This is a genomic window from Pedobacter sp. GW821-FHT01D05 (assembly GCF_059422505.1).
The window spans coordinates 1,122,874-1,147,103 of record NZ_JBWKXA010000001.1 but is presented as its reverse complement, the minus strand read 5'-3'; the positions used below and the strand labels follow the sequence as shown (position 1 = coordinate 1,147,103).

At 37.3% G+C, this 24,230-nt stretch carries 24 protein-coding genes; 14 read left to right on the top strand and 10 right to left on the bottom strand.

Translation table 11 applies throughout. From position 1 onward, the window contains the following. Window positions 1-15: 15 nt before the first annotated feature. Window positions 16-426, top strand: a complete 411-nt coding sequence (locus AC07VK_RS04660) for an organic hydroperoxide resistance protein (protein ID WP_492958682.1) — start codon at window positions 16-18, stop codon at window positions 424-426. 231 nt (window positions 427-657) lie between these two features. Here AC07VK_RS04660 and bioB read toward each other — a convergent pair whose 3' ends face one another. The 4 genes from bioB to AC07VK_RS04640 all read right to left on the bottom strand — a co-directional run bounded on the left by bioB (window position 658) and on the right by AC07VK_RS04640 (window position 5,147). Continuing rightward, the gene (gene bioB / locus AC07VK_RS04655; protein ID WP_131032502.1) at window positions 658-1,659 is read right to left on the bottom strand and encodes a biotin synthase BioB; all 1,002 of its coding nucleotides are present in this window, start codon (window positions 1,657-1,659) and stop codon (window positions 658-660) included. Window positions 1,660-1,683: 24 nt separating this feature from the next. After that, a complete protein-coding gene (mgtE, locus tag AC07VK_RS04650; protein WP_215132336.1) occupies window positions 1,684-3,033 on the bottom strand; it encodes a magnesium transporter in 1,350 nt (449 codons plus the stop codon). A 377-nt stretch (window positions 3,034-3,410) separates the two neighbouring features. Next, complete coding sequence (gene corA / locus AC07VK_RS04645; protein WP_057935267.1) at window positions 3,411-4,532, bottom strand: magnesium/cobalt transporter CorA; 1,122 nt, start codon at window positions 4,530-4,532, stop codon at window positions 3,411-3,413. A 3-nt stretch (window positions 4,533-4,535) separates the two neighbouring features. Then, the gene (locus AC07VK_RS04640; RefSeq protein ID WP_492958679.1) at window positions 4,536-5,147 is read right to left on the bottom strand and encodes a WbqC family protein; all 612 of its coding nucleotides are present in this window, start codon (window positions 5,145-5,147) and stop codon (window positions 4,536-4,538) included. 39 nt (window positions 5,148-5,186) lie between these two features. Between AC07VK_RS04640 and AC07VK_RS04635 the strand changes: the two genes are divergently transcribed. Both AC07VK_RS04635 and AC07VK_RS04630 read left to right on the top strand, forming a co-directional pair. Beyond that, window positions 5,187-6,059 carry a lysophospholipid acyltransferase family protein gene (locus tag AC07VK_RS04635; protein WP_492958677.1) on the top strand — a complete coding sequence of 291 codons (873 nt, stop codon included), beginning with the start codon at window positions 5,187-5,189 and terminating at the stop codon, window positions 6,057-6,059. A gap of 5 nt (window positions 6,060-6,064) precedes the next feature. After that, window positions 6,065-7,078 carry a glycosyltransferase family 2 protein gene (locus AC07VK_RS04630; RefSeq protein ID WP_492958675.1) on the top strand — a complete coding sequence of 338 codons (1,014 nt, stop codon included), beginning with the start codon at window positions 6,065-6,067 and terminating at the stop codon, window positions 7,076-7,078. Between the two features lie 220 nt (window positions 7,079-7,298). On the opposite strand, the gene aroQ is transcribed toward AC07VK_RS04630, so the two are convergent. Further along, window positions 7,299-7,715 carry a type II 3-dehydroquinate dehydratase gene (gene aroQ, locus AC07VK_RS04625; RefSeq protein ID WP_492953486.1) on the bottom strand — a complete coding sequence of 139 codons (417 nt, stop codon included), beginning with the start codon at window positions 7,713-7,715 and terminating at the stop codon, window positions 7,299-7,301. A gap of 49 nt (window positions 7,716-7,764) precedes the next feature. Between aroQ and xerD the strand changes: the two genes are divergently transcribed. Beyond that, on the top strand, window positions 7,765-8,664 hold the full coding sequence (gene xerD / locus AC07VK_RS04620) for a site-specific tyrosine recombinase XerD (RefSeq protein WP_492953485.1): 900 nt from the start codon (window positions 7,765-7,767) through the stop codon (window positions 8,662-8,664). Between the two features lie 148 nt (window positions 8,665-8,812). Here xerD and prmC read toward each other — a convergent pair whose 3' ends face one another. Then, window positions 8,813-9,673 carry a peptide chain release factor N(5)-glutamine methyltransferase gene (gene prmC, locus AC07VK_RS04615; protein ID WP_492958673.1) on the bottom strand — a complete coding sequence of 287 codons (861 nt, stop codon included), beginning with the start codon at window positions 9,671-9,673 and terminating at the stop codon, window positions 8,813-8,815. An 80-nt stretch (window positions 9,674-9,753) separates the two neighbouring features. Between prmC and ribD the strand changes: the two genes are divergently transcribed. The 4 genes from ribD (at window position 9,754) to AC07VK_RS04595 (ending at window position 13,214) form a co-directional block, all read left to right on the top strand. Then, window positions 9,754-10,806 (top strand): bifunctional diaminohydroxyphosphoribosylaminopyrimidine deaminase/5-amino-6-(5-phosphoribosylamino)uracil reductase RibD, encoded by a 1,053-nt coding sequence (gene ribD / locus AC07VK_RS04610; protein WP_492958671.1) that lies wholly within the window; start codon window positions 9,754-9,756, stop codon window positions 10,804-10,806. After that, window positions 10,807-11,676, top strand: coding sequence for an EamA family transporter (locus tag AC07VK_RS04605; protein ID WP_492958669.1), 870 nt, complete (start codon window positions 10,807-10,809; stop codon window positions 11,674-11,676). It begins immediately after the preceding gene. Next, window positions 11,663-12,277, top strand: a complete 615-nt coding sequence (locus AC07VK_RS04600) for an IMPACT family protein (RefSeq protein WP_492953481.1) — start codon at window positions 11,663-11,665, stop codon at window positions 12,275-12,277. The genes AC07VK_RS04605 and AC07VK_RS04600 overlap by 14 nt, the downstream gene beginning before the upstream one ends. A 76-nt stretch (window positions 12,278-12,353) precedes the next feature. Further along, on the top strand, window positions 12,354-13,214 hold the full coding sequence (locus AC07VK_RS04595; protein ID WP_492958667.1) for a nucleoside phosphorylase: 861 nt from the start codon (window positions 12,354-12,356) through the stop codon (window positions 13,212-13,214). 124 nt (window positions 13,215-13,338) lie between these two features. Here AC07VK_RS04595 and AC07VK_RS04590 read toward each other — a convergent pair whose 3' ends face one another. Together AC07VK_RS04590 and AC07VK_RS04585 are read right to left on the bottom strand one after the other, a co-directional pair. Further along, window positions 13,339-13,734, bottom strand: a complete 396-nt coding sequence (locus AC07VK_RS04590) for a DUF1398 domain-containing protein (RefSeq protein WP_492958665.1) — start codon at window positions 13,732-13,734, stop codon at window positions 13,339-13,341. A 3-nt stretch (window positions 13,735-13,737) separates the two neighbouring features. Then, a complete protein-coding gene (locus AC07VK_RS04585; protein WP_492958663.1) occupies window positions 13,738-14,787 on the bottom strand; it encodes an aldose epimerase family protein in 1,050 nt (349 codons plus the stop codon). A gap of 76 nt (window positions 14,788-14,863) precedes the next feature. Between AC07VK_RS04585 and AC07VK_RS04580 the strand changes: the two genes are divergently transcribed. From AC07VK_RS04580 to AC07VK_RS04565, 4 genes are all read left to right on the top strand, one after another. After that, a complete protein-coding gene (locus AC07VK_RS04580) occupies window positions 14,864-16,030 on the top strand; it encodes a galactokinase (protein ID WP_492958661.1) in 1,167 nt (388 codons plus the stop codon). Between the two features lie 63 nt (window positions 16,031-16,093). Beyond that, window positions 16,094-16,624: an RNA methyltransferase gene (locus tag AC07VK_RS04575; protein ID WP_492958659.1), complete on the top strand. Its 531-nt coding sequence runs from the start codon at window positions 16,094-16,096 to the stop codon at window positions 16,622-16,624. 7 nt (window positions 16,625-16,631) lie between these two features. Further along, window positions 16,632-17,294 (top strand): YdeI/OmpD-associated family protein, encoded by a 663-nt coding sequence (locus tag AC07VK_RS04570; protein ID WP_492958657.1) that lies wholly within the window; start codon window positions 16,632-16,634, stop codon window positions 17,292-17,294. 235 nt (window positions 17,295-17,529) lie between these two features. Further along, complete coding sequence (locus AC07VK_RS04565; protein ID WP_492953474.1) at window positions 17,530-18,867, top strand: OmpA family protein; 1,338 nt, start codon at window positions 17,530-17,532, stop codon at window positions 18,865-18,867. A gap of 165 nt (window positions 18,868-19,032) precedes the next feature. On the opposite strand, the gene AC07VK_RS04560 is transcribed toward AC07VK_RS04565, so the two are convergent. Beyond that, window positions 19,033-20,331, bottom strand: a complete 1,299-nt coding sequence (locus AC07VK_RS04560; protein ID WP_492953473.1) for a DEAD/DEAH box helicase — start codon at window positions 20,329-20,331, stop codon at window positions 19,033-19,035. Window positions 20,332-20,680: 349 nt separating this feature from the next. On the opposite strand from AC07VK_RS04560, the gene AC07VK_RS04555 reads away from it, so the two are divergent. After that, window positions 20,681-20,842: a hypothetical protein gene (locus tag AC07VK_RS04555; protein WP_492958655.1), complete on the top strand. Its 162-nt coding sequence runs from the start codon at window positions 20,681-20,683 to the stop codon at window positions 20,840-20,842. 746 nt (window positions 20,843-21,588) lie between these two features. Next, window positions 21,589-22,611, top strand: coding sequence for a S66 peptidase family protein (locus AC07VK_RS04550; RefSeq protein WP_492958653.1), 1,023 nt, complete (start codon window positions 21,589-21,591; stop codon window positions 22,609-22,611). 172 nt (window positions 22,612-22,783) lie between these two features. On the opposite strand, the gene AC07VK_RS04545 is transcribed toward AC07VK_RS04550, so the two are convergent. After that, window positions 22,784-24,100 carry a nicotinamide mononucleotide adenylyltransferase gene (locus AC07VK_RS04545; RefSeq protein ID WP_492953470.1) on the bottom strand — a complete coding sequence of 439 codons (1,317 nt, stop codon included), beginning with the start codon at window positions 24,098-24,100 and terminating at the stop codon, window positions 22,784-22,786. Between the last annotated feature and the right edge of the window lie 130 nt (window positions 24,101-24,230).

Sequence of the window (24,230 nt, the reverse complement as noted above, 5' to 3'; positions counted from 1 at the left end):
TATTAAGAAAACATTATGGAAAAGCTATATACGGCTGAAGTAACAGCTACAGGAGGAAGAGACGGACACATCAAATCAAGTGATGGGATTTTAGATTTAGATTTAAGAAAGCCAAAAGAACTTGGCGGGCAAGGAGGTGCCACAAATCCTGAAGAATTGTTTGCTGCTGCCTGGGGGCCTTGTTACTTGGGTGCATTAGGTAGTGTAGCGGAGCGTGAAGGTGTTGATATTAGTGAAGCAAATGTGAAAGTATTGGTTTCGTTTAATAAAGATGGCAATGCATTTGTGCTCTCTGCAGACCTTGATGTACATATCCCAGGGATTTCGCACGAGGAAGCACAAGCTTTAGCGGATAAGGCACATAGGGCTTGTCCATACTCTAAAGCGACAAAAGGAAATATTGAAGTAAGAGTAACTGCTGTTTAAGGCGTTGTTTCTTGTAGGGTCAGAGGTAACATCTGACTCTAAAATATGATTTAACTTAGTGTCAGATAGTAATATCTGACACCACAACTTCGACTAAATGCAAAAAGTCCCGATTTTCTTCGGGACTTTGTTTTATAACACTATTATGGTTTGAAATCTATCCATGGTGTCAGTTGGAAACAACCGACACTACGGATAACTGACACCAGAGCTATCAGTTTATATTTTTGATTAAACAGCTTCCTGTTCAATCCTTGTGTTTGCTGGTCGGCCATTTTTAAAGGCGTCGCGGGTTTTCAGTCCCAACAATTCAAACATGGCCATATCGTCAACAAATGCAGGGTTTGGTGTAGTTAATAATTTATCGCCTGCAAAAATAGAACTTGCACCTGCCATAAAGCAAAAAGCCTGTTCTAACGTGCTCATTTCGTTTCTACCAGCTGATAAACGTACCACTGAGTTTGGCATTACGATTCGTGCTGTAGCAATCATTCTTACCATATCCCAGATCGGAACACGGGGCTGGTTTTCTAAAGGAGTACCTTTTACGGGTACTAAAGCATTAACAGGAACTGATTCGGGATGTTTTTCCATGTTTGATAAAGTCTGTAACATCGAAACACGGTCTTCTACCGTTTCACCTAAACCGATAATGCCACCACTACATACCGTTAATTTAGCTTTACGCACATTTTTAATGGTATTTAAGCGATCATCGTAAGTTCTGGTCGAAATAATACGTTTGTAATCATCTTCAGAGGTATCGATATTATGGTTATATGCATATAAACCAGCATCGGCTAAACGTTGAGCCTGGTTTTCGGTAAGCATGCCTAAAGTACAGCAAACTTCCATATCCATGTCATTCACGGCCTTTACCATTTCAATTACACGGTCAAAATCGCGGTTATCGCGTACTTCGCGCCATGCAGCACCCATACATAAACGTGATGCCCCGCCCTCTTTTGCCTTAACTGCGGCGCTAACCACCTGGCTAACCTGCATCAATGGCTGAACTTCTAATTCGGTATGGTAGCGGGCTGCCTGTGGGCAATATGAACAGTCTTCAGCACAACCTCCAGTTTTGATCGAGATTAATGAACTTACCTGAACTTCATTGTAATCTTTATTTTCTCTGTGGATGCTTGCGGCTTCGTAAACCAGATCTAAAAATGGTCTGTTATAAATTTCGTATATTTCTTCTTTTGTCCAATCGTGTCTTGTCGTTTGCATGGAGATCAGGATTTTTTAATCTATCTATAGTAAAAGTTTGCTGGCCAATCCTAAAATTAATAGGAAACCAAAAACGTCGGTAAAAGTAGTAATAATTATAGATGATGCAATGGCAGGATCGATACCTACGCGTTTTAAAATTAGTGGAATACCTGCGCCTGTGATACCTGCAATTACAAGATTGCCAGTCATAGCCAGGAAGATAACCAATCCAAGCATTGGGTTTCCATCAAAAAAGTAAGCAAAAATAAATACGATTAATCCATTAGATGCACCATTTATTAAACCTACGGTAAATTCCTTTAAAACAGTACGATAAGCCTGTTTATCAGTCAAGTCATAAAGTGAAATACGCCTAACCGTTACGGCAAGTGCCTGGGTAGCTGCATTTCCACCCATCCCCGCAATAATAGTCATGTAGGCTGCTAAGGAAGGAATTAGCTTAATGGTTGGATCAAAATAACGCACAACAGAAGAAGCTAAAAAAGCAGTTCCGAGGTTGATAATTAACCATGGCAAACGCGATTTTACCGCTTCCACCCAGTTACCGCTCAATTCCTCATCTTCTGATACCCCTGAAATTTTTAAGATATCTTCGGTACTTTCGGCCTCCATTACATCGATTACATCATCGAATGTTACCCTGCCGAGTAATTTCTGGTGATCGTCAATAACAGGAATACTGGTTAAGTTATATTGCGAAATTAGATTGGCTACTTCTTCCTGATCGGTATCAGGGTGTACATAAACGGCATCAATTTTAACCAGTTCGGTTATTTTGGCATTGTGTTTTGCCTTTATAATGTCTTTTAACGAAACAATACCTTTAAAAATCTCCTCATCATCCACTACATAAATGGTATAGAACTCCTCCATCTCTTCGCTCTGCCGGATGATCTCGTCGATCGCATCTTTTTTGGTAAGGTTGATGTTTACACAGATCAATTCTGTGTTCATCAAACCACCCGCAGTTTTTTCGTCGTAAGTTAAAAGGTTTCGGATTTCTGAAGCATGATCTTCGGTAAGGTCTTCTAAAATCTCCTTTTGTTCGTGATCTTCCAGCTGAGAGATAATGTCGGTCGCATCATCATAATCCAGTTCTTCAACAATCTCTGTACGTTTATCGGGATGGAGCTCAAAAAGTAAATCTTCGGGATGGGATTCTTCGTCCATCTCAGAGATAATCTCTGAAGCTATTTCTGCCGGAAGCAGGTTGATAATGTGCCGCTGTTCGGATTTATCCAAGCGCTCAAACAAAATCGCGATTTCTGAGGCATGATACTCCTCTAAAACTACTTTTAAAGTTTCATCACCAGCTAAAATTGCATTTTTAACCTTGAGTACGTCGCTTTTATCTATTTCGAATGACTGCATCTATAACCTAACCAAAAAATCCCCTAAAGCTACATATATTAAAAATTGATTTTAGAACCTATTCAAATTTATTCTAATCTTTTTATTTATCCTACTGAATAGCAATTATTCATTTAGAGTCAAATAATTTGCCTACTAACATAGTTGTTTTGTGGATTAATTTAGTTTTAAAAAACAACAAATAGCAGCGAAATTTAGGCCTAAAACTTACTTCTAGTTACCGTCCACCTCTAGTTATCGTCATTTCGAGCGCAGGGCAATGCAGCCTAGAACCACGAAGTGCTCAGCGAAGCTAAATCTGTCTAGATAGATCTCTCCATTTCGCTTCGCTTCAGTCGAGATGACGATTTGTATATCGAATTTTTTTATGTCAAACACTATTTAAACCAACCTTTACGCCAAAAGTAAATCACCTGCAAAACCGCAATCACAGCCATTACAATCCAGGTGTACAAATAACCATGTTCGGCGTACAATTCGGGCATATTGTCTTTTAATATCTTTCCGGTGGTAGGGTCTTCCCGACTAAAGTTCATTCCGTAAATCCCTGCGATAAAGGTTAATGGAATAAATATGGACGAAATGATGGTCAAAACCTTCATAATTTCGTTCATCCGGTTACTGATGATCGATAAATTCATATCAATATTGGCCGAAGCAATCTCTTTTAATGATTCTATAAAATCAATAATCTGGATACAATGATCGTATGCATCCTTCATGTAGGTTTTGGTAAGATCTGATATTAAGGGGCTATCGGTACGGATAATATCATTCAATTTATCTCTTTCTGGCCAGGCTACTTTTCGGATCATGATTAGCGACCTTTTAATCGCTTGTGTATCATACATGATTCTCCGGTCAGGATGATCATATAAACGGTCTTCAATAGTATCCAGCTCTTCCCCCCAAAAGTTTAACAAGGAAAAATAATTATCCACTATCACATCCATAATGGCATACATCAGGTAACTAATACCACCAATACGAATGTTCCCCTTCCCTATTTCTAAACGTTTTCTTACGGGCTCAAAACAATCTGCATAAGTTTCCTGAAAGGTAATCAATGTACGTTCAGACAGGATAAAAGAGACTTGATCATTATTTAAAATATTCTCCTCATTTAAAAACAGATGCCTGCTCACTGCAAAAATGTACTTGTCATTATCATATTCATCCAGCTTGGGCCGCTGGTAAGAACTGGTAATATCTTCTAATACGAGCCTGCTGATACCTAATTTTGAATAAAGTGTTTCGAATATATTAGGATCTGCTAATCCTTTGATATCAAACCAGTAGCAGAAATCTTTATTTTCAATCAGTTTATCAATATTATTAATGTTCTCCAATTCCACTTTTTTATAACTCTTATCGTTATAAATATGAAGTACAATAATTGGTTTTAATGCATCTTCATCAATAGTGTATAAACCCGGACTGGTACCCGGGGCTGGAACTTTATAGTGCTTATGGCGGTTACGCGGCTTGTTTTTTCCCATACTTTATAAATATAGCCGGGCTTGCGGGCCCTGGTTAAATAACAGATCAACAATACTTAAGTTGGGTAAAAATTGATGTCTATCTTCAAAAACCTGATAATATGGCTTATTTTTTACAATATCTTCCTCTTTTTTAGGATTCATAATGGTACGAAAATCAAGTTCAGGAGCGATATTATCAAAATATTCGGTGGTAACTTCGAAGCTTTTATTGAGCTTTAACTTTTTGGAAAGCCATTCTACCAATTCGAGGTTATAATCAAAAAGGAATTCAAATCTTTGATTATAAAACCGCGAAAGTTCATCTTCATAAAACTCAAAATAGGCCGAACTTCTATAACAGCTTTCTAAGCTCAACCAATGTAAACGTTGCCATTTAAAATCGTAGCTAATTCGCACATCCTTCATTTGCGTGTGTGTTTTTGAACCTTTAACCACAGGAACGGTAATATCCAGTTTTCCGTTGGGCGAATAAATACTGGCCCTGTTGCGGTAAGTCTGCTTAGCTAAATGTTCATGTTTTTCGATTAAAAAATCTACCTCCAGCTTTTGTAATAAACTAAAATAGCCAACCGGTGGAAGATAAAATAATGGAAGTATAGCTGTATTCTGCATTTGAAAATTTATGTTTGTAGTTGAAACGTTTTAAAAATAATGATTAAAAGAGGGATTGCGCACGTTGGCGTATTTTTTTTATACCTGTTATCGCTGCTGCCTTTACCTTTGCTCTTTTTTTTTGCAAGATTACTATATTATCTGCTTTATTATGTAATAGGCTATAGAAAAAAAGTTGTCAGGCAGAATTTAACCCATTCCTTTCCTGAAAAATCACTCACCGAAATTAAGGCTATAGAGAAAAAATTCTTCCTGTATTTGGCCGAACTTATTTTCGAAATTATTAAAATGACCAGTATTTCAAAAGCTGAAACACTAAAAAGAGTAAAGTTTACAGGACTGGAACAACTAGAAACCCATTTTAAAGCTGGAGAAAGTGTACTGGCTTGCACAGGCCACTACGGGAACTGGGAATTAGGCACTTTAGCTTTAGGACTTAGTATTTCTGCCAAAACCATGGTGATTTTTAAACCCATCAATAACAAAATTTTTGAAACCTGGTTTGATTGTATGCGTACAAAATATGGTAATGTTTTCATTGCCATGCGACAAACGCTTCGTGGTATGGCCACCTATAAAAATGAACCCACACTGCTGTGTTTTGCAAGCGATCAATCTCCAACAAGAGAAGAAACCAAATACTTTGTAGATTTTTTACACCAAAAAACTGCTGCGCTTTTAGGCGTAGAAAAAATTGCAAAATCTACTAAAAGACCCATATACTATTTTAAAGTTAGCGTAGTTAGAAAAGGCTACTACCATGTAGAAGTTTTGCCTATGTGCCTCGATCCAGCTAAAATGGATGAGTTTGCGATTACAAATCTGCACTTTAAATTTTTAGAAAATATAATTAAAGAACAGCCTCAATATTGGCTTTGGAGCCATAAACGCTGGAAATTTAAACCCGAATAAAAAGAATGAACCCATCAGTAGCCGTTGTAATTTTAAACTGGAATGGAAAAGCATATTTGAAGCAATTTTTACCAGGAATTTTGCTTTCTGAATATGATAATCTGCAAATTGTTGTGGGCGATAATGCCTCCACTGATGATTCAGTTTTGTTTTTACAAGAAAACTTTCCTACCGTTAAAATTATCCAGAACGACCAGAATTACGGTTTTGCGGGAGGCTATAACAAGGTTTTAGAACGTGTTGAGGCTGATTATTTTATCCTCCTGAATTCGGATGTAGAGGTAACCCATAATTGGATAAAGCCGGTGATTGATTTAATGGAAAGCGATGCGCAGATTGCTGCAGCGCAACCTAAAATTAAATGGCAGTTAAACAAGCAACAATTTGAGTATGCGGGTGCTGCTGGGGGGTATCTGGACATTTATTCCTTTCCTTTCTGCCGTGGCAGACTATTTAATGTATATGAGTTTGATAATGAACAGTATAATGATACAACAGAAGTTTTTTGGGCAAGTGGCGCTGCATTTTTTATTAAAAGCAAATGCTGGCAAGAAGCAGGTGGTTTAGATGCCGATCTTTTTGCGCATATGGAAGAGATAGATCTCTGCTGGCGTTTAAAGAACCTAAACTATAAAGTTATGTACTGTCCGGATGCCGAAGTTTACCATGTTGGTGGTGGAACTTTGCAAACTGAAAATCCTTTTAAAACTTATCTCAATTTCAGAAACAACCTCATCATCATGCAGAAAAACCTACCTGCCAGTGATGCCATTTTCCGAATTACAATTAGGATGTTTATAGATTTTATTGCGTGGTGGCACTTTTTATTAACAGGAAAGCCCAAATTTACCATGGCGGTAAGCAAAGGTCATTGGCATTTCCTTAAATCGCTTTCCAAAACAAACAGAAAGCGGAAAGCTGTTCAAAAAGCATATAGCCAACATACCGGAGTGTACAACAACAGCGTTGTTTGGGCATTTTTTATTAAGAAAATTAAATATTTTTCGGATTTGCAGTAAGAACCTTGCGTCATTTCGACTGAAGCTCACCGATTTTTCATCGGTAGCGGAATGGAGAAATCTTTCAATTACTCTTTGTAGATTTTGCTTTGCAGCGCCTTCGGGTTCTCGACTGCGTTGCACCCGATAGCTATCGGGTCCGCTCGAAATAACAATCGTGGGATTTTCCGTTTAAGTTGCTGTCAGATGGTGCCATCTGACAGTTGTAATATCTGGTAGATTAAATCAACAAACTTTCAATGGCTAAACGATAACCTTTTATGCCAAAGCCAGTTAAAACACCTTGACAGTTTTTACCGGTTAAAGAAACATGACGATATTCTTCGCGGGCATAAATGTTAGAGATATGCACCTCAACCACAGGGGTTTTAATAGCGGCAATCGCATCAGCAATGGCTACAGAGGTGTGTGTGTAACCACCAGCATTTAGCACTACCCCATCATAACTAAAACCAACTTCGTGTAGTTTATTAATAATCTCGCCCTCAACATTACTCTGATAATATTCAATTTCGATATTCGGATAAACCGTTTTTAACTCTTTAATATAATCTTCAATACTGGTACTTCCATAAATAGATGGTTCGCGTACACCTAATAAGTTTAAGTTTGGCCCGTTAATAATTTGTATTTTCATAATATAATGTTGTAACGTTGCAATGTTATAAAAAATCTCAAATAAAAGCATGCTTTGGCCATCATATATTAAAGGATTTAAATCGTATTTAAAACTAGAGCGGTCGTTATCTGGTAATTCTGTTGATGCCTATCTGAGCGATATTGATAAATTGATCCAGTATTTTCAATCTTTGAATGAAGCGCCTCAATTAACTGAGATTACCCTCACTGAGCTAAAATCCTTTATTTCATGGCTGCATGAACTGGGTATGCAAGCCAGTACACAGGCCAGGGTAATATCAGGACTAAAAGCTTTCTTCGCCTATTTAATGCTGGAAGATGTGATTTCAAATGATCCTACAGCACTGCTTGAAGCACCAAAACTGAGCAGAAAATTACCAGATACATTAAACATTTACGAGATTAATGCGCTTATTGCGGCCATTGATGCTTCTAAACCTGAGGGTATGCGTAACAAAACCATTATGGAAGTGTTATATGGCTGTGGCTTGCGTGTAACCGAGTTAACTGAGCTGAGAATATCAAATCTATTCCCAAAGATCGAATTTATTAAAGTGATTGGGAAAGGAAATAAGGAACGTTTAGTTCCCATTGGAGGTGTAGCCTTAAAACTGCTCGATATTTACATCAACGAAATACGTGTGCATGCTAATATTAAAAAAGGGCATGAAGATTTCATCTTTTTAAACCGTTTTGGCGCTAAGCTATCGCGTATTTCGATTTTTAACCTGATTAAGAGCCTGGCTATTGCTGCAGGGCTGAAGAAAACAATCAGTCCCCATACCTTCAGGCATTCATTCGCTACCCATTTAATTGAAGGAGGAGCCGATCTACGAGCCGTACAAGAAATGTTGGGCCATTCGAGTATTACCACTACCGAAATTTATACGCATATTGATAGAGATTACTTAAGAGAGGTAATTACGCAGTTTCATCCGAGGGCTTAAGGATTTAAGACAACTAGAAATTAAAGGTATCACATAGATCCTGAAACCAGTTCAGGAAGACGAACCCCGAGGGATTTTAATACGCTACAACATATCGCAAGACATCTAACTTCTGACTTATTCTATCATTCATCTTACAGCATCCATCTTATATATTAGCTTTAACCATCCGATCTTTCCCTTGCATATCCTGTCTTAACTCGATATTAATAAATCCTTTAGCAACTAACATTTCAACCGTTTCATTACCTAAATATTCGTTGATCTCGAAATAAAGTTGTCCATTAGGCTTTAAATTTGTTCTTGCAAAATCAGCAATAGCTTTATAAAATATTAATGGGTTTTCGTTACGAACAAATAATGCTAAATGTGGTTCGTGCGCCAACACATTATCATGCATATCTGCTTTCTCTAAATCTCTGATATACGGAGGGTTACTTACTATAACATCAAATTTTTCTTCAGATTTGAAAGTCAGAATATCTGCTTCAACAAATTTGATCTTCACATTGTTCAATTCTGCATTTTCTTTGGCTACAGCAATGGCATTAGCTGAAACATCCAATGTAGATACTTCAGCCTTTGACAAATGTTTTTTAAGTGTGATGGGAATGCATCCAGAGCCGGTTCCAATATCAAGAATACTGATTTTATGGTTGGTGTTAACTGAAAACTGCAAACTGTTATCTGAAATGATCCAATCTACCAGTTCTTCTGTTTCTGGCCTTGGGATAAGCACCTGTTCGTTAACTTTAAATACAGCGCCGTAAAAATGGGCTTCTTCCAAAATATGTTGAATGGGTTTTCCAATCTGCAGGTCGTTAAGGATGCTCAAAAGTTTCTGCATGTTGATAAAGCTGATATCGATATCTTTTTGCAGGGTTAGTTTAGTTGAAGATAAAGCCAAAACCTGCTCAGCAGCAATACTAAATAATGCTTTTGCTTCATTATTATCGTATAAAGGCTCAAGTTCGAGTTCGTAATGCGCCGCTAATTCTCCTATCTTCATATTTACAAAATTACTTAATTGGGATCATAACAACACTCTTTTGATAAAGCCATGACTCTTTTTTTACTACTTTTGCCCTAATGAGCGATGAATTTTATATAAAACGCTGTCTTGATCTAGCAGCCTTGGCTTTAGGAAATGTTAGCCCGAACCCGATGGTTGGCTGTGTTATCGTTGTAGACGGCAAAATTATTGGAGAAGGATATCATCAGGAATATGGAAAATCGCACGCCGAACCCAATGCCGTTAAAGCTGTTTTTGATCAATACGGCGATGAGGCTGAAACGCTCTTGAAACAGGCTACTGCTTACGTTAGTCTAGAGCCATGTGCGCATTTTGGCAAAACACCTCCATGTGCTGATTTATTGGTAAAACATCAGCTAAAGAAGGTAGTAATCGGCAATGGAGATCCTTTTTCAGGTGTTGATGGCAAAGGAATCGAAAAACTCAGAAATGCAGGAATTGAAGTGGTGAGTGGAGTTTTAGATCATGAATGCCGCTATTTCAATAGAAGATTTTTTACCAGGATACAAAAACAAAGGCCCTACATCATTTTAAAATGGGCCGAAACCGCAAATGGCTATTTTGCAACAAAGGATGGTCACCAGAAATGGATTAGTGGAGCTCTAGCCAAACGTTTGGCCCATCAATGGCGTAGCGAAGAAGACGCTATCCTGATCGGCAAACAAACTGCCATTATGGATAATCCGCAATTAACCGCCCGGGAATGGACGGGCAAAAACCCTATCCGTTTAGTAATCGATAAAAACCTTCAGGTGCCAATAACCAACCACATCTTCAATAAAGCAGCCAAAACCATTATCTTTAATGAGGTTAAAACTGATGTTATCGAGAATATCCATTACATCCAGATGGAAGATATGCACTTTTATTTAGCGCAAAAAATCGCTTTTCAGCTTTACCTGATGGATATACAATCAGTAATTATTGAGGGTGGCGCCAATATATTAAATCAATTTTTAAGTACTAACCTATGGGATGAAGCACGTATTTTTACCTCATCTGCCAGCTGGAACGATGGGGTTTCTTCTCCAAACATTAATGGAAATCTGCAGGAAACAGTACAAGTCGGAAATGACAAACTCTCTATCTATCTAAACGACATCAAATAAATGATCTACATTATTTTAAGCATTTGCTGTAGTGTTACCGTAGCTGTTTTATTGAAGCTGGCAAAACGGTACCAAATCAGTATTATTCAAGCCATTACCATTAATTATCTTACTGCATTAAGCTTATGTTTTCTTTTTTTTAAGCCTGATGTTAAACTGGTCACCTCTACTGCACCGTGGCCTATTTATATTGCCCTGGCTATTTTATTGCCGTCGATATTTTTATTCCTTGCAGCATCTGTAAAAAACCTCGGCATTGTTAAAACTGATATTGCGCAACGTTTATCACTATTTATCCCCATACTTGCGGCTTATTTTATCTTTAAAGAAGATTTTAATAGCCTGAAAATTATTGGTCTGGCGATCGGTTTTGTGGCTATTTTTTTAACTTTTCTTCGAAAATCCGATCAGGAAGGAAGCAATAAAGGAAGCCTGCTCTACCCCATTATGGTTTTCGTCGGTTTTGGCGTAATCGACGTCCTTTTTAAACAAATTGCGTTGTATAAAGAATTGCCTTATACCACCTCACTTTTCACTGTTTTTTGCCTGGCATTTATGGTTTCATTGCTTATTGTGATTTCGATGGTAATGGCCGGCAAAATAAAAATACAACTGGTAAATGTGGCTTGCGGCTTTATTTTAGGCCTCTTCAATTTTGGAAATATCCTTTTTTACATGAAAGCCCATAAAGCGCTGGCAGAAAATCCATCTACCGTTTTTGCAGCAATGAATTTAGGCGTAATCATAGTAGGCACCTTAATTGGTATTGTAGCTTTTAAAGAAAAGCTGAGCAAGTTAAATTACGCAGGCATCATCTTCGCTATTGCTGCTATCATTTTCATTACACTATCGCAAAATGTTGTTCGATGATTCTTATAAAACTATCGAAAGTGCCTCAGAGGGTATCTTTCGAGATAAAGGAAGCAAATTTATTGCATACGCCTATCCAATCCGCAGTGAATCAGAATTAAAGCCGGTTATCACCAAACTTCGCGCAGAACATGTAAAGGCCAATCATTTTTGTTATGCATATCGCTTAACACCAGATCGATCTGTCTACCGAATGAATGATGATGGCGAACCTTCGGGTACTGCAGGCAGGCCTATTCTGAACTGTTTATTATCAGAAGATATTACCAATATATTAATTGTTGTGGTACGGTATTTCGGCGGAACCTTATTAGGTGTTCCAGGTTTAATTAATGCATACAAAACAGCTAGTATTGAGGCAATTAAAGCAGCTTCGGTTATCAGCAAAACTGTAAATGATATTTACGAGGCGCATTTCGATTACCTTCAGATGAACGACGTAATGAAGTTGAGCAAAGAGGAGAACTTACAGATTTTGGCACAACAATTTGATACGAATTGCATATTAAAATTTGAAGTAAGAAAAGCACAACTCAATCAGGTTTTAAGTAAATTTGATAAAATTGAAGGTGTTAAATTAAAATACCTGCAAACTGTTTAATAACCACTGGCTAAAAGGATGAACACTGATAAAATCTGTGTGAATCATCGAAATCGGCGGGCAAGATAAACCAAATATGAAAATATCCGAAAGCGATTTAATCATCAATCCTGATGGGAGCATATACCACCTAAACCTTTTACCTGGTGATATTGCTCAAACTGTAATTACTGTTGGCGATCCTGACCGCGTTGGCGAGGTAAGCAAATATTTCGATAAAATAGAATTTAAAAAAGGTAAACGCGAATTTATTACCCATACCGGTTACGTGGGCAAAAAACGCGTCACTGTACTCTCTACAGGGATTGGAACAGACAACATTGATATTGTTTTTAATGAGTTAGACGCCTTGGTTAATGTTAATTTTGAAACCCGTGAAATTAAAAAAGAGCTTACTTCATTAAACATTATCAGAGTGGGCACTTCTGGTGCTGTTCAGCCGGATATTCCGATGGGGACGATTTTAGCTTCTTCTTACGGCTTAGGGATGGATGCCTTAATGAATTATTACCTTCAACAATTATCTGGTGATGAACAGATTTTAATGGATGATATCAAAGCACACTTTGGGCATCTTAAAAATATAAATCCTTATTTAACTGCAGCGAGTGAAACATTGTTGAATACGATTGGAAAAGACATGGCGAAAGGCATAACCATTACTGCACCTGGCTTTTATGCTCCACAGGGTAGAATTGTACGTGCTAAAAACGCCGTTCCCGATTTTATCGGTCAGATCAACAGCTTTAAAAGTAATCAGCACCGCATTACTAATCTGGAAATGGAAACCGCAGGGATTTATGCACTGGCCAAAGTGTTAGGTCACAACGCAATTTCAGTAAATGCCATTTTAGCCAGTCGCGTAAATTTCGAATTTAGTAAAGAGCCAAACAAAATTGTAGCGCAAGCAATAAAAATGGTACTTGAGAGAATTTAAATAACCTATTGAATATCAATCAATAGCATCTAACATCAGAGAAATGACTAAAATATAAATGGCAATTGTTTATGGCCAATGATTAAATCAAAAACCACAAACAATCGCCATTACGTATAGATGATTAAACCTTACGGATATTTTCTTTTACCAATTCATTGCCTTCAGCATCTAAATAAGTACAGGTCATTTCTTCCAGGTCGGTTACCCACTTCTCTACACCCGCATCTGCAGCTTGCTTGCAAAATGTAAAATAATCGGTTTCTCCCTGCTGATGTACTTTTAAAGCATGGCTTAACTTACCAGCAGAGGGTTCGTCATTTATAATCAAAGCCGGATATCCATCAGGACTGATCTGCTGTACATTATCTTCATCGTCAAAATAAATCGACAAACCATTGGATACATATACATCGTTCCGCTTAACACCCATTTCCTTAATTTCTTTAATAAACTGAGGGAAATCTGCACCAGTTTTAATTTTTGATTCTGCAGCCCGGATGTCTTCGATCGTGAACATAATTTATCTGTTTAATGAAACTTTGTAAATAGTAGTTTGCGTATACAGATCCTCCGGTCTTAAAATGGTGCTTGGAAATGTAGGAATATTAACCGCATTTGGATGATGTTGTGTTTCTACGCAAAAGGCTCCATAACTGTCATAATCTTTTCCATCCTTACCATTTTTTACGCCTAAATATTTCGCTGTGTACAAATGGGCTACGGGTTCTGTAGTATATACGCTTAAAACTAAACCGCTCTCTTCTTCAATTGTTTTACTGGCCAGCGATAAATCGCCATAAATCTTATCCAAAACGAAAGTTTGATCGTATCCTTCATCTTCATTCCAATCCTGCCCTATTGCTTTAGATTTAGTAAAATCCCATGGTGTACCTTCAACAGGAATTAATGTACCTGTTACCGAATAATTATCGTCCTGCTCCAAATAATTTGAAGCAAAAATCTGTTGCTTATGGTTTTTGATATTTCCACCCTCAGGAGCCAGGTTAAAATAACTATGGTGTGTTAAGTTTATGGCAGTAGCTTTATCTGTTTCTGCTTCATAACTTAAAATCAATTCATCATTTTCGGTCAGTTCGAAAGTTAAATCAATTACCAGGTTTCCTGGGAAATTTTCCTCTCCGTCTACACTTTCATATTGCAGGGTAACCGAAGGTTGCGCACCATCGTTAATTTCAACAATGTCCCAAACTTTTTTATCAAAACCTACTATACCACCGTGTAAGGTATCTGTACCGGCATTTTGTACCAGCTGATAGGTTTCATCATCAATAATAAATCTTCCATTTTTTATGCGGTTGGCATATCTGCCAATAATAGCGCCAAAATAAGGGTAGTTTGCCAGATAAGCTGGATCAAGGTATTCTTCAAAAGTATCGAAACCAAGAACGATATCCTGTTTTTCGCCTTTAGCATTCTTAACTACAAATTTGTTGATAATGGTGCCGTAATTGAATATTTTGACATAAGTACCTTTGCTATTGCTTAGTTCGATTGCGATAACTTCTTCGCCATCAATAATTTTTCCGGTGGGTATTTGCTGAACGCTCATAAATTGTAACTTAGGGCTTTTGTTTCCTAAACAAACATACTATTATTAATGCTTTTTATAAATATATTTTAGCCAAATGAACATTAACCTTGAGGAAAGATTTGCCGAGCAATACCATAAAAAAGCTGTTGCCATTTATTTTACACCCGGACGGGTTAACCTCATTGGCGAACACATCGATTATAATGGCGGCTTGGTTATGCCCTGTGCCATCACCTTAGGAACCTGGGTAGCCATTGCCCCAAATAATGATCATAAATTCAGGTTTAAAAGCTTAAACTTTGAAGCTCAAACCGTAGTTGAAAGTAACACTGTAAACGATAAAGATGGTAGCTTATGGGCAAATTACCCGATTGGCGTAATTAACGAATTCATAAAGGATGGTCATGAAATTAATGGCTTAGATTTTCTGTTCTACGGTGATATTCCAATTGGCTCGGGACTTTCTTCTTCGGCTTCTATAGAAATCGCTACAGCATATGCGCTGAATACTTATCTAAATCTAGGCTACGATAAATTAGCACTTGTAAAAATCGCTAAACGGGTGGAAAATGATTTTATTGGCTTAAATTCTGGCATTATGGATCAGTTTGCAGTTGCTTTTGGCGAAAAAAACAAAGCGATTGTTTTAGACTGTGAAACCTTAAAATACAAAATGGTTGATGTTGACCTGGGCAAATATGTTTTGGCCATCATCAATACCAATAAACCAAGAGAATTAGCAGATTCTAAATACAACGAGCGTGTAGCAGAATGCCAAACCGCCCTTAAATTGCTGAACCAAGAAATAACACTTCATTATCTTTGCGAATTAACTGCTGAGAAATTTGCATTACATAGCCATTTAATAACAGATGAAACTATTTTAAACCGCGCAACACATGTGGTTAAAGAAAATGATCGGGTTCATTTAGCTGCTAAAGCACTAAACGGCGGAAACCTTGAAGAATTTGGCCGCCTGATGTACGCCTCGCACGAATCGTTAAGAACACTCTATGAAGTAAGCGGTAAAGAATTGGATGCAGTAGTAGATTTCTGCACAGATTACGAGCATGTTATAGGTGCCCGTATGACTGGTGCCAGATTTGGTGGATGTGCGATAGCTTTATTAGAGAAAGGCTTTGAAGAAGACTTTGCAAAGCATTTAACGGATTATTACATAGATAAGATTGGCTACCCTGCCGCAATTTACATTAGCGAAATTGGCAATGGCCCACATTTAACAACAGATACTGATAGATAAGTACAGTTCCGAAATTATATCCAGTCGATGTAATTCCCCCAGTCTGTATAATCAATTAAAATAATGAGAAAATTAAAATTAGACGAATTAAACCGTCCGGATATTGAAGCGTTTAAAGCACAGGAAAAACTACCTGTTGTGGTGGTGTTGGATAATGTGCGCAGCATGCACAACGTAGGTTCTATATTCCGCACAGCCGATGGATTTGCATTGGAAAAAGTTATCCTTTGTGGTATAACGGCTCAACCGCCACACCGCGAAATCGAGAAAACAGCTCTGGGTGCAACGCAATCTGTTGATTGGATTCATTATACCGATACTGTACAGGCCGTTGATGCCTTAAGGGCCTTAGGTTATGAGATCATTGCAATAGAACAGGCCGAAAACAGTACCATGCTGAACACTTTCCAGCCCGATCAGGATAAAAAATATGCACTGATTTTTGGGAACGAGGTTGATGGTGTAAGCGATGAAGTGATGGCAAAAATTGATGAATGCATCGAAATCCCTCAATTTGGAACCAAACATTCCTTTAACATCGTAATCTCTGCCGGTATTGTTTTTTGGGATTTCTTCGCTAAACTGAGGCTATAATGCAATTATGGAAAATTTATTATTAAAAAAACTTCAGGTTAAACCTGGTTATGTGATTAAAGTAATTGATGCTCCTGAGCCTCTGGGTGCCATATTTGGCGATATTCCATCGAATATCGCAATAAACTACAGTGAAGAGGCTGATTTTAATGCATTAATCGCTTTTACCATAACCAAAGATCAGCTCCATCAACAGCTTAAAAACAACCTTAAATATATTGATGCTAAAAGCATTATCTGGATATTCTACCCTAAAAAAACTTCAAAGATCAAATCCGATCTTGATTTGATGAAAAGCTGGGAAGAACTGGATACTTTCGGTTTAACACCATGTGCATCGGCAGCAGTGAACGAAACCTGGACAGCCTTACGTTTGAAACTCATCACCGAAGTTAAACCATCCGGAATGCGGAACGATCACATTAAAACCAACGAGTTTGGTGAATACATAGATCCGGTAAATAAAACTGTTAAACTCCCTGAAGATTTAAAAGCCCTTTTAGAAAGCCACCCTAAAGCATTAGCATACTTTAACCAACTCGCTTACACCAACAGAAAAGAATACGTACTTTGGCTTTTATCTGCGAAACAGGAAAAAACGCGTGCAAACAGGCTCGAAAAAACACTAGAGATGTTACTGAACAGCAAGAGAAATCCGTCAGACAAGTAAAATTTAAACTACTTCAAAAAGGCTCTTTTCATTTTTTTGTACAGAATACTATACAAAATATACCATGATTTTAGTTGCATAGTAATATTTTTTTGAAATTAGTTTACCCTCCTAATCTTCTGATAACATGCTATTTGTAAGAAAAATAATGCTTTTGGCAGGGTTTTTTCTTAGTCGATGCAAAACAGTATGATATAAAAACTGTTAAGAGACTAATATTACAAAATAGAAAAACATGAATACAAGAATTACTAAATCAACAATGTTGATTGCTTTATTAGGTTTATCATCACAATTATTTGCACAGGAAACGCCAACCAGCACAAGCGCTGCAGGCCGTTTTTCTCCTACTCAATTCCGTACTTGGTCAATAGGTGTTCATGGAGGTTTACTAACCCCGAGAACTATTTTTGGCAATTCAAATCATCAATTTGAAACTCCGGTTGAACATATCGGTTACGGCGGTTACATTAAAAAACAAATTTTACCTTCTTTAGGTATTCAAGCTGATTTTTTGGGTGGTAAAGTTGAAGAATTGAGATTGGCCAATGGAGTTGACGCAAATGGTAATACTACTTATGCTGCCAACACGGGTTATAAAACAAATATGCAATGGTCAGGCGCTTTATCAGCAGTTTGGAACGTAGCAAACATTAGCATCAATCAAGAAAATGCGGTACTAATCCCATATTTAAAAGCAGGTGCTGGTTATATGTCGTCAGGCGCTACAACAACTCCTAATACCAATGATGCCGGTTCTTACAGAGAAGGCTGGTTTGTACCTGTAGGTGCAGGTTTAAAACTAGGTGTTGCTAAAGGTATCAATGTAGATTTAGGTTACGATGTTAACTTTGTTAAATCGGCTAAATTTGATGGATTTAATGGCCCTACCAACGACAGATTTGCCTATGCACACGCCGGTTTAGAGTTTGCCATTGGAGATAAATCAAAACCTCAGTTACAAAACTATAGCTCGTTGGCCAATTTAAATAAGCAAACGGCTGAAGAAAGTGCTGAATTAAGAAGAGCATTATCAACTGCTGAGCAAAATGCACAACGCGATAGAGAACAATATGCTAAAGATTTAGGTGATGATGATAATGATGGTGTAGCAAACAAATTCGACAAATGTCCAGGTACAGCATCAGGTACTGTTGTTGATGGTTCTGGTTGCCCAATCAAAGTTCAACGTGAAGTAATTAAAGAAACCAGGGTAATTACTGAAGAAGACCGTAAAGTGGTTAAAGATGCGATTTCTAACTTAGAATTCGATTTAGGTAAATCAACCATCCGTTCTAAATCGTATGCTACTTTAAACCGTGTTGCTGGTTTATTGGTAGAGAAAAACTTCAGCTTAAAATTAGCTGGTCATACTGACAATACTGGTGGTAGAGAACTAAACTTACGCTTATCTAAAGACAGAGCCGAATCGGTAAAAGCTTATTTAGTATCTCAAGGTGCCAATGCATCAAGAATCGAAGCTACAGGTTACGGACCTGACCAACCAATTGCAACAAACAAAACTGCAGCTGGCCGTCAACAAAACCGTCGTGTAGAGTTTACTTTATATTAATCGTAATTAACGGTTAACAAAAAGCTCCCCAGATTAATTTCTGGGGAGCTTTTTTTGTATAGTTTGCGTCATGCTGAACTCGTTTCAGCATCTATCATGCTATAGGTATGACAATTGCTAGAAGATCCTGAAACAAGTTCAGGAGGACGATTTGCAAGATTTTTTTTAAGACAAACCTTTCTTATTTTTATAAGTCATTTTGGCTTTTGTGCCTGCGCTATAATTATAGTTTTTTAGGTTACTGGCTTTCTTTTCGTGAAAAGCAGCACCACGTTCTGAAGTTTCATCCTCTTCGGCACCTTTCTTTTTCTTTGGTTTAGCAGCAGCATCAACTACTTTCAAATCTTCAGGTAATTCCATTACCTCCAATTTCTGACCAATGGCCTGTTCAATTTTTTTCACTTCAATTAATTCAATATCAGTAGAAAAAGTAATGGCTACCACATCTTCATCGCCATGTTTAACAATGCGCTGAATTAGCGTTTCTTTCTGCTCTGGCAATTCAAAATGCAGAATAAAAGGAATTCCTTCAATATTAAGTTCGCCTAAATTCTCATTGGCAACAATTAAAACCCTTGCCTCTGGATTATCTTTAAAGTCTTCAATATCATCATAGCCTTTATCATCAAAAAACAGCGAGCGATAGATACTGATCTCACCTTCTTTGTGCTGATTAAAGTTTTTATAAACCGTTTGTGCGGTTAAACGTGTATTGACAAAAACTACAACTTTATCAAAAACCTCAGTATCGTTTAACAATAAGGTTAACAGGTTAAGCTTTGTTCTGAAATTAGGCACCTGATAAAGCATCTGCTGATAAACTTCTGCCTGCTTTTCGCCTATTTCATCTACCTCAATGGTTGTAGTAGAATCTTTCATGAAAGGCGAAATCATATGATTCAATTTCTCGTGCATTACTTCGGTAAACACCACATGCTGAGATTTATAAGCACTGTTAGCCAATTCTACAACGGGTAACTGCAGCCCTTTTTTAACAATCAGCTCTGCATTATCTACAATAAACAACTGTATTTTATTGGTATTTAGTGCTAGTTTTAAATATAAAGCACGAGCGCGATCGGGAACGGCAACGATAATATCAACACCATCTGTTATTTCGTTCATCTGTGTATCAACTGCGCCACGGCTGTCAATTCCCAAAATCCTGAAGGTACTGTTCCGGTTCAATAATTTAAATTGCTCCAGAACATGATCTACATGTTCTGCATCTGGTACTAAAATTAAAGCCCTCGGTGCTTCTTCAAAAGCGTACTTCAACTTCATTAAAGTAGCTAAAACATAAGTTGTTGTTTTTCCCGAACCCTCCGGCCCCACCGCTATAACATCTTGTCCACCTAAAATGCGCGACATCGTTCTGGCCTGGATTTCTTTTGGAGTTAAAAATCCTGCATCAGTCATGGCCGCTACAAGTGGTTTGCTAAGTTTTAATTTATCTAAAGACACAATTACTATTTTAATGTTTGAACTGCAAATATCCTTAAAATAATTAGCTTTTCTGAAATTGAATTTAAAGGCTTGGAAATGAATGTGGCAAGTTCATGCCTACTATAGCCCTACTGCCAACCATTAATTGAGTGAAATCTAACCTGTTTCTATTCAGTTTATTTAGTTCAGACCGGTATCTGCAATAAAATAGCGGCTCTTATAAAAATTATTTTACTGAAAATGAAACAGTTGTAATATTTTACAAAATATAAACTACTAAATCTATAGATATTATATACTTATTTATATATTTGCTCAACATTAATCATTAACAAAAAATATGTTGAACAATTAAAACGCTAAAATCATGTCTATTTATTTTCAGTACCCAGCTATAGATGAATATCCGAAACTCATTTATCCGTTGCAAACAGAAACAGATGAGGCTGCGCTTGCAAAGGATGAAGATAGCTTAAATAAAGAACAAATTTTAGAACTAAGAGATTATTTGGCATTAAAGCAATTATAAAAACATGGCCAGTTGACCGATTGGAAGGTTGGAGTTTCATAAACTCTCTACAATGGTTCGAATCCATTACTAGGCCGCAAAGTGTATCTCATAGCACTTTACCCTGATTCTGCTCAATCAGGCAAGATTTGGTTATCTTATATTTGTTTTGTTGTTAGCAAAGGCTATCCGCGATGGGTAGCCTTTACCATTTTACATTGATCCTGTTATCCTAAGCACCGCTAAGGGTCTCGATCAAATATCCTACCTTTTTGATTATTTAGAAGCGCAAATTCAGTGCTTATAGTACTGGTCTGCTCCTGCTGTTCACTCCAATCTTTTTGGAAAGCTTTCGAAAATATAATATAACGAATCCAAAAAGTATTTCCGTTTCCATCAGGGCTATTTGGCAGATGTAGTGAAACGATACAAGAAAAGTTATATTGCTATTACCAAGCCAATTGTTATTAGATAATTTGTAAGCCCCAATGGTTAAGTGCAATGCATTCCTTAATGTCCTTAACTTCTTAATGATAAAAAAACATATTTTTCGTGCGTTCTATAAAAGATGGTTAAAAATATTTTATTCAAAATTCTCAAAACTTTTTATTTCATTCTGGGTTATTTATATAATTCACATTATACTAATCTTTTACAGATTAATTTGTTTGGTTTAAAAAAGGGATTTATGGATATAAATCCCTTTTCTTTTATGCGAATATTTTAAACCCTATATTAGCTCAATCAACATCACATCCATATTTTAGATGAACAGAAAACATTTCCTTTCTTCATTTATTGCAACTGCAACTGTACTTCCTGCTTTTAAAACACTCGCCAATACCGTTGAAAACGAAAGTTCATCATTTAAGATCCCCCCTTATTTAAAACCTGGCGATACCATCGGGATTACAAGTCCAGCGGGATATATTACACAAGAACAGATCCAGCCTTCAGTTTTACAGATGCAAAGCTGGGGGTTTACTATAAAAGTTGGCAATACTATTGGCAAACGCGATTTTACTTATGGCGGAACAGATGAGGAGCGACTAGCTGATTTTCAGCAAATGCTAGATGATCCAACCATTAAGGCTATTATGTGCGCACGTGGCGGTTATGGCTTTGTTCGGATAATCGATAAACTTGATTTCTCTTTGTTCAAAAGAAAGCCGAAATGGATTATTGGATTTAGTGATATTACCGTTTTACATTGCCATTTAGCCAAAAACTATGGCATTGCTTCTATCCACTCCAAAATGTGCAATAGTTTTCCTGATGATTGGAGCAAAGCCGACCCTATACAGATTGAAACGATTTTATCTATCAAAAACGCTTTAATTGGTGAGCAAATGGGTTATACTGCCCCGATCAACATTAATAACAAACCAGGAAAAGTTGATGGCATTTTAGTGGGTGGAAACCTGAGCATTATCGAAACTTTGGCCGGGAGTGATTCTGATTTGGATACGAGAGATAAAGTCCTTTTTATCGAAGATACCGGCGAATACCTTTATAGTATTGATAGGATGTTATGGAACCTAAAACGCAGTGGCAAACTGAAAAACCTTAGGGGATTAATTATTGGTGGCTTTAAAGTTAAACCAGATGATGTTGGTGAAGAGTTCGGCAAAACCATTTATGATATTGTTTTGGAAAAAGTAAAGGAATACAATTATCCTGTAGCTTTCGATTTCCCTGTGGGGCACCAACGAAATAATTTTGCCTTAAAATGCGGTGTAAACCATACTTTCATTGTAAACGAAGCAGGCTCAACGCTAATAAGTATTTAATTTCTAATGTTTTAGAGACGTAATTTCAAGAAAAATACAAGCTTGTACTGCTTTAAAACTTAGAGGTGCTTATGTCTCAGGTGGTTCTATCAATAAAAATATCGCGCTTTGCTTGCCTTAAGTTATCAACCCCATATAAGCTGCGCGAGGTAATCTTAGACGGTACGAAGCATTATGCCGTCTTCACCTCATCTTCACTATAATCCTTAATATCCGTAATATATCCATTTATCAAGAGGAAATCGAATAAAGGTTTTGCCTCTGGCGTAACTGGCATATTTGCCGTGGTAATTACCTCATTGGTCTTTTTGTCAAGGAAAGGATAAGCAAATAACCGCACATTGGTGTTAAACATATCGTTAACATAGCTTAATAACTGACCTGAATAATTTTCTCCGGTAAAATTTTTAGAATTGAATACAAATTTTAAGTTGTTGATGTTTGTTGCCAATCCAACACTTTTAGGTTTGCACCTTGCCAAATATTTCGCCAGACGGTTGTGGCGGGTAAAGTTAGATACGATCACGATGTTACCCGTATCGCACATTTCCTGTGCTCTTTTAGCCACTGTTTCCAGGTCGATATCATCAGGAGTTTCTTGTCCATCTGTTAAAACATTGGTTAACAAAACCTCTATCATAACCGCTAGGTTCCCCTCTTCGACTTTATTGGTACGTTTAAACTGATCGGTAGCTTTATTAAACAAGTTAAAGTTAGGCAATGATTTCTGGCCATATTTGGTTCTTAAAATCATAATATCCTTTTTGTATAAAAGATCTTTGGCCTGACGGGGATGTGCATCAGCATCGAAAATTGCTGCTGCCGAGAAATCCTTCATAATCATATACAGATTAAGCAGGATATTGTCTACACCTGGAAAAGCCGGCCCTTTTACTGAAATCAGATCGATTTCTACAGATCCGATGGTTAAGTTATCAGCTAAAGATTCTACCATCAATTTTGGATCCTGATAGTGGTAAAATGCTGCATAAAGTAGGTTAACACCAATTATCCCTAAAACACGCTGTTGCATATTTACGTCTGTATCCAACAAACGTACATGGAAAAATATTTCATTTGGTAAACCACCTGGCTCGCTCTGGAAACGAAGTCCAACCCAGCCATGAGGCTCGTTGGTACGTTTATAATTCAGGGTAGTAACCGTATCAGCAAAGGCGAAAAATGTACGGCTTTCATATTTCTCCCCCGATAAACGCTCATTAAGTAAACCGAATTCGTGATCGAGCATCTGCAAAAGGCGGTTCTGACTTACATAACGACCATTGGTTTCTGCTCCATAAATAGCGTCGCTAAAAGTCATGTCGTAAGCCGACATCGTTTTGGCAACCGTTCCAGATGCTGCGCCAGCATTAAAAAAGTTTCTCGAAACTTCCTGTCCTGCTCCTATCTCGGCAAAGGTACCGTAAATTCGCGGGTCAAGGTTTATTTTAAGTGCTTTACGCTTTGTATCCAGAATTTCTCTCTCCATGCCGCAAAAGTACGAAAATGGTTCATTAGTTCAATTGTAAATTGGTTTCATTGTCTAATTTCCATGAATAAAACTGATCACAAATGAACTAATGACCAATGAACCAAGGCACTAAACAAAATAAGGTTAA

Coding starts and splice junctions, on each gene's coding strand:
- AC07VK_RS04635 (WP_492958677.1), top strand. CDS start 5,187: ATGATTAAAAGAGGGATTGCGCACGTTGGCGTATTTTTTTTATACCTG.
- AC07VK_RS04545 (WP_492953470.1), bottom strand. CDS start 24,100: ATGGAGAGAGAAATTCTGGATACAAAGCGTAAAGCACTTAAAATAAAC.
- AC07VK_RS04595 (WP_492958667.1), top strand. CDS start 12,354: ATGAAAATATCCGAAAGCGATTTAATCATCAATCCTGATGGGAGCATA.
- bioB (WP_131032502.1), bottom strand. CDS start 1,659: ATGCAAACGACAAGACACGATTGGACAAAAGAAGAAATATACGAAATT.
- aroQ (WP_492953486.1), bottom strand. CDS start 7,715: ATGAAAATACAAATTATTAACGGGCCAAACTTAAACTTATTAGGTGTA.
- xerD (WP_492953485.1), top strand. CDS start 7,765: ATGCTTTGGCCATCATATATTAAAGGATTTAAATCGTATTTAAAACTA.
- AC07VK_RS04565 (WP_492953474.1), top strand. CDS start 17,530: ATGAATACAAGAATTACTAAATCAACAATGTTGATTGCTTTATTAGGT.
- AC07VK_RS04660 (WP_492958682.1), top strand. CDS start 16: ATGGAAAAGCTATATACGGCTGAAGTAACAGCTACAGGAGGAAGAGAC.
- mgtE (WP_215132336.1), bottom strand. CDS start 3,033: ATGCAGTCATTCGAAATAGATAAAAGCGACGTACTCAAGGTTAAAAAT.
- AC07VK_RS04575 (WP_492958659.1), top strand. CDS start 16,094: ATGAGAAAATTAAAATTAGACGAATTAAACCGTCCGGATATTGAAGCG.
- prmC (WP_492958673.1), bottom strand. CDS start 9,673: ATGAAGATAGGAGAATTAGCGGCGCATTACGAACTCGAACTTGAGCCT.
- AC07VK_RS04630 (WP_492958675.1), top strand. CDS start 6,065: ATGAACCCATCAGTAGCCGTTGTAATTTTAAACTGGAATGGAAAAGCA.
- AC07VK_RS04640 (WP_492958679.1), bottom strand. CDS start 5,147: ATGCAGAATACAGCTATACTTCCATTATTTTATCTTCCACCGGTTGGC.
- AC07VK_RS04600 (WP_492953481.1), top strand. CDS start 11,663: ATGTTGTTCGATGATTCTTATAAAACTATCGAAAGTGCCTCAGAGGGT.
- AC07VK_RS04555 (WP_492958655.1), top strand. CDS start 20,681: ATGTCTATTTATTTTCAGTACCCAGCTATAGATGAATATCCGAAACTC.
- AC07VK_RS04570 (WP_492958657.1), top strand. CDS start 16,632: ATGGAAAATTTATTATTAAAAAAACTTCAGGTTAAACCTGGTTATGTG.
- ribD (WP_492958671.1), top strand. CDS start 9,754: ATGAGCGATGAATTTTATATAAAACGCTGTCTTGATCTAGCAGCCTTG.
- AC07VK_RS04550 (WP_492958653.1), top strand. CDS start 21,589: ATGAACAGAAAACATTTCCTTTCTTCATTTATTGCAACTGCAACTGTA.
- AC07VK_RS04580 (WP_492958661.1), top strand. CDS start 14,864: ATGAACATTAACCTTGAGGAAAGATTTGCCGAGCAATACCATAAAAAA.
- corA (WP_057935267.1), bottom strand. CDS start 4,532: ATGGGAAAAAACAAGCCGCGTAACCGCCATAAGCACTATAAAGTTCCA.
- AC07VK_RS04590 (WP_492958665.1), bottom strand. CDS start 13,734: ATGTTCACGATCGAAGACATCCGGGCTGCAGAATCAAAAATTAAAACT.
- AC07VK_RS04605 (WP_492958669.1), top strand. CDS start 10,807: ATGATCTACATTATTTTAAGCATTTGCTGTAGTGTTACCGTAGCTGTT.
- AC07VK_RS04585 (WP_492958663.1), bottom strand. CDS start 14,787: ATGAGCGTTCAGCAAATACCCACCGGAAAAATTATTGATGGCGAAGAA.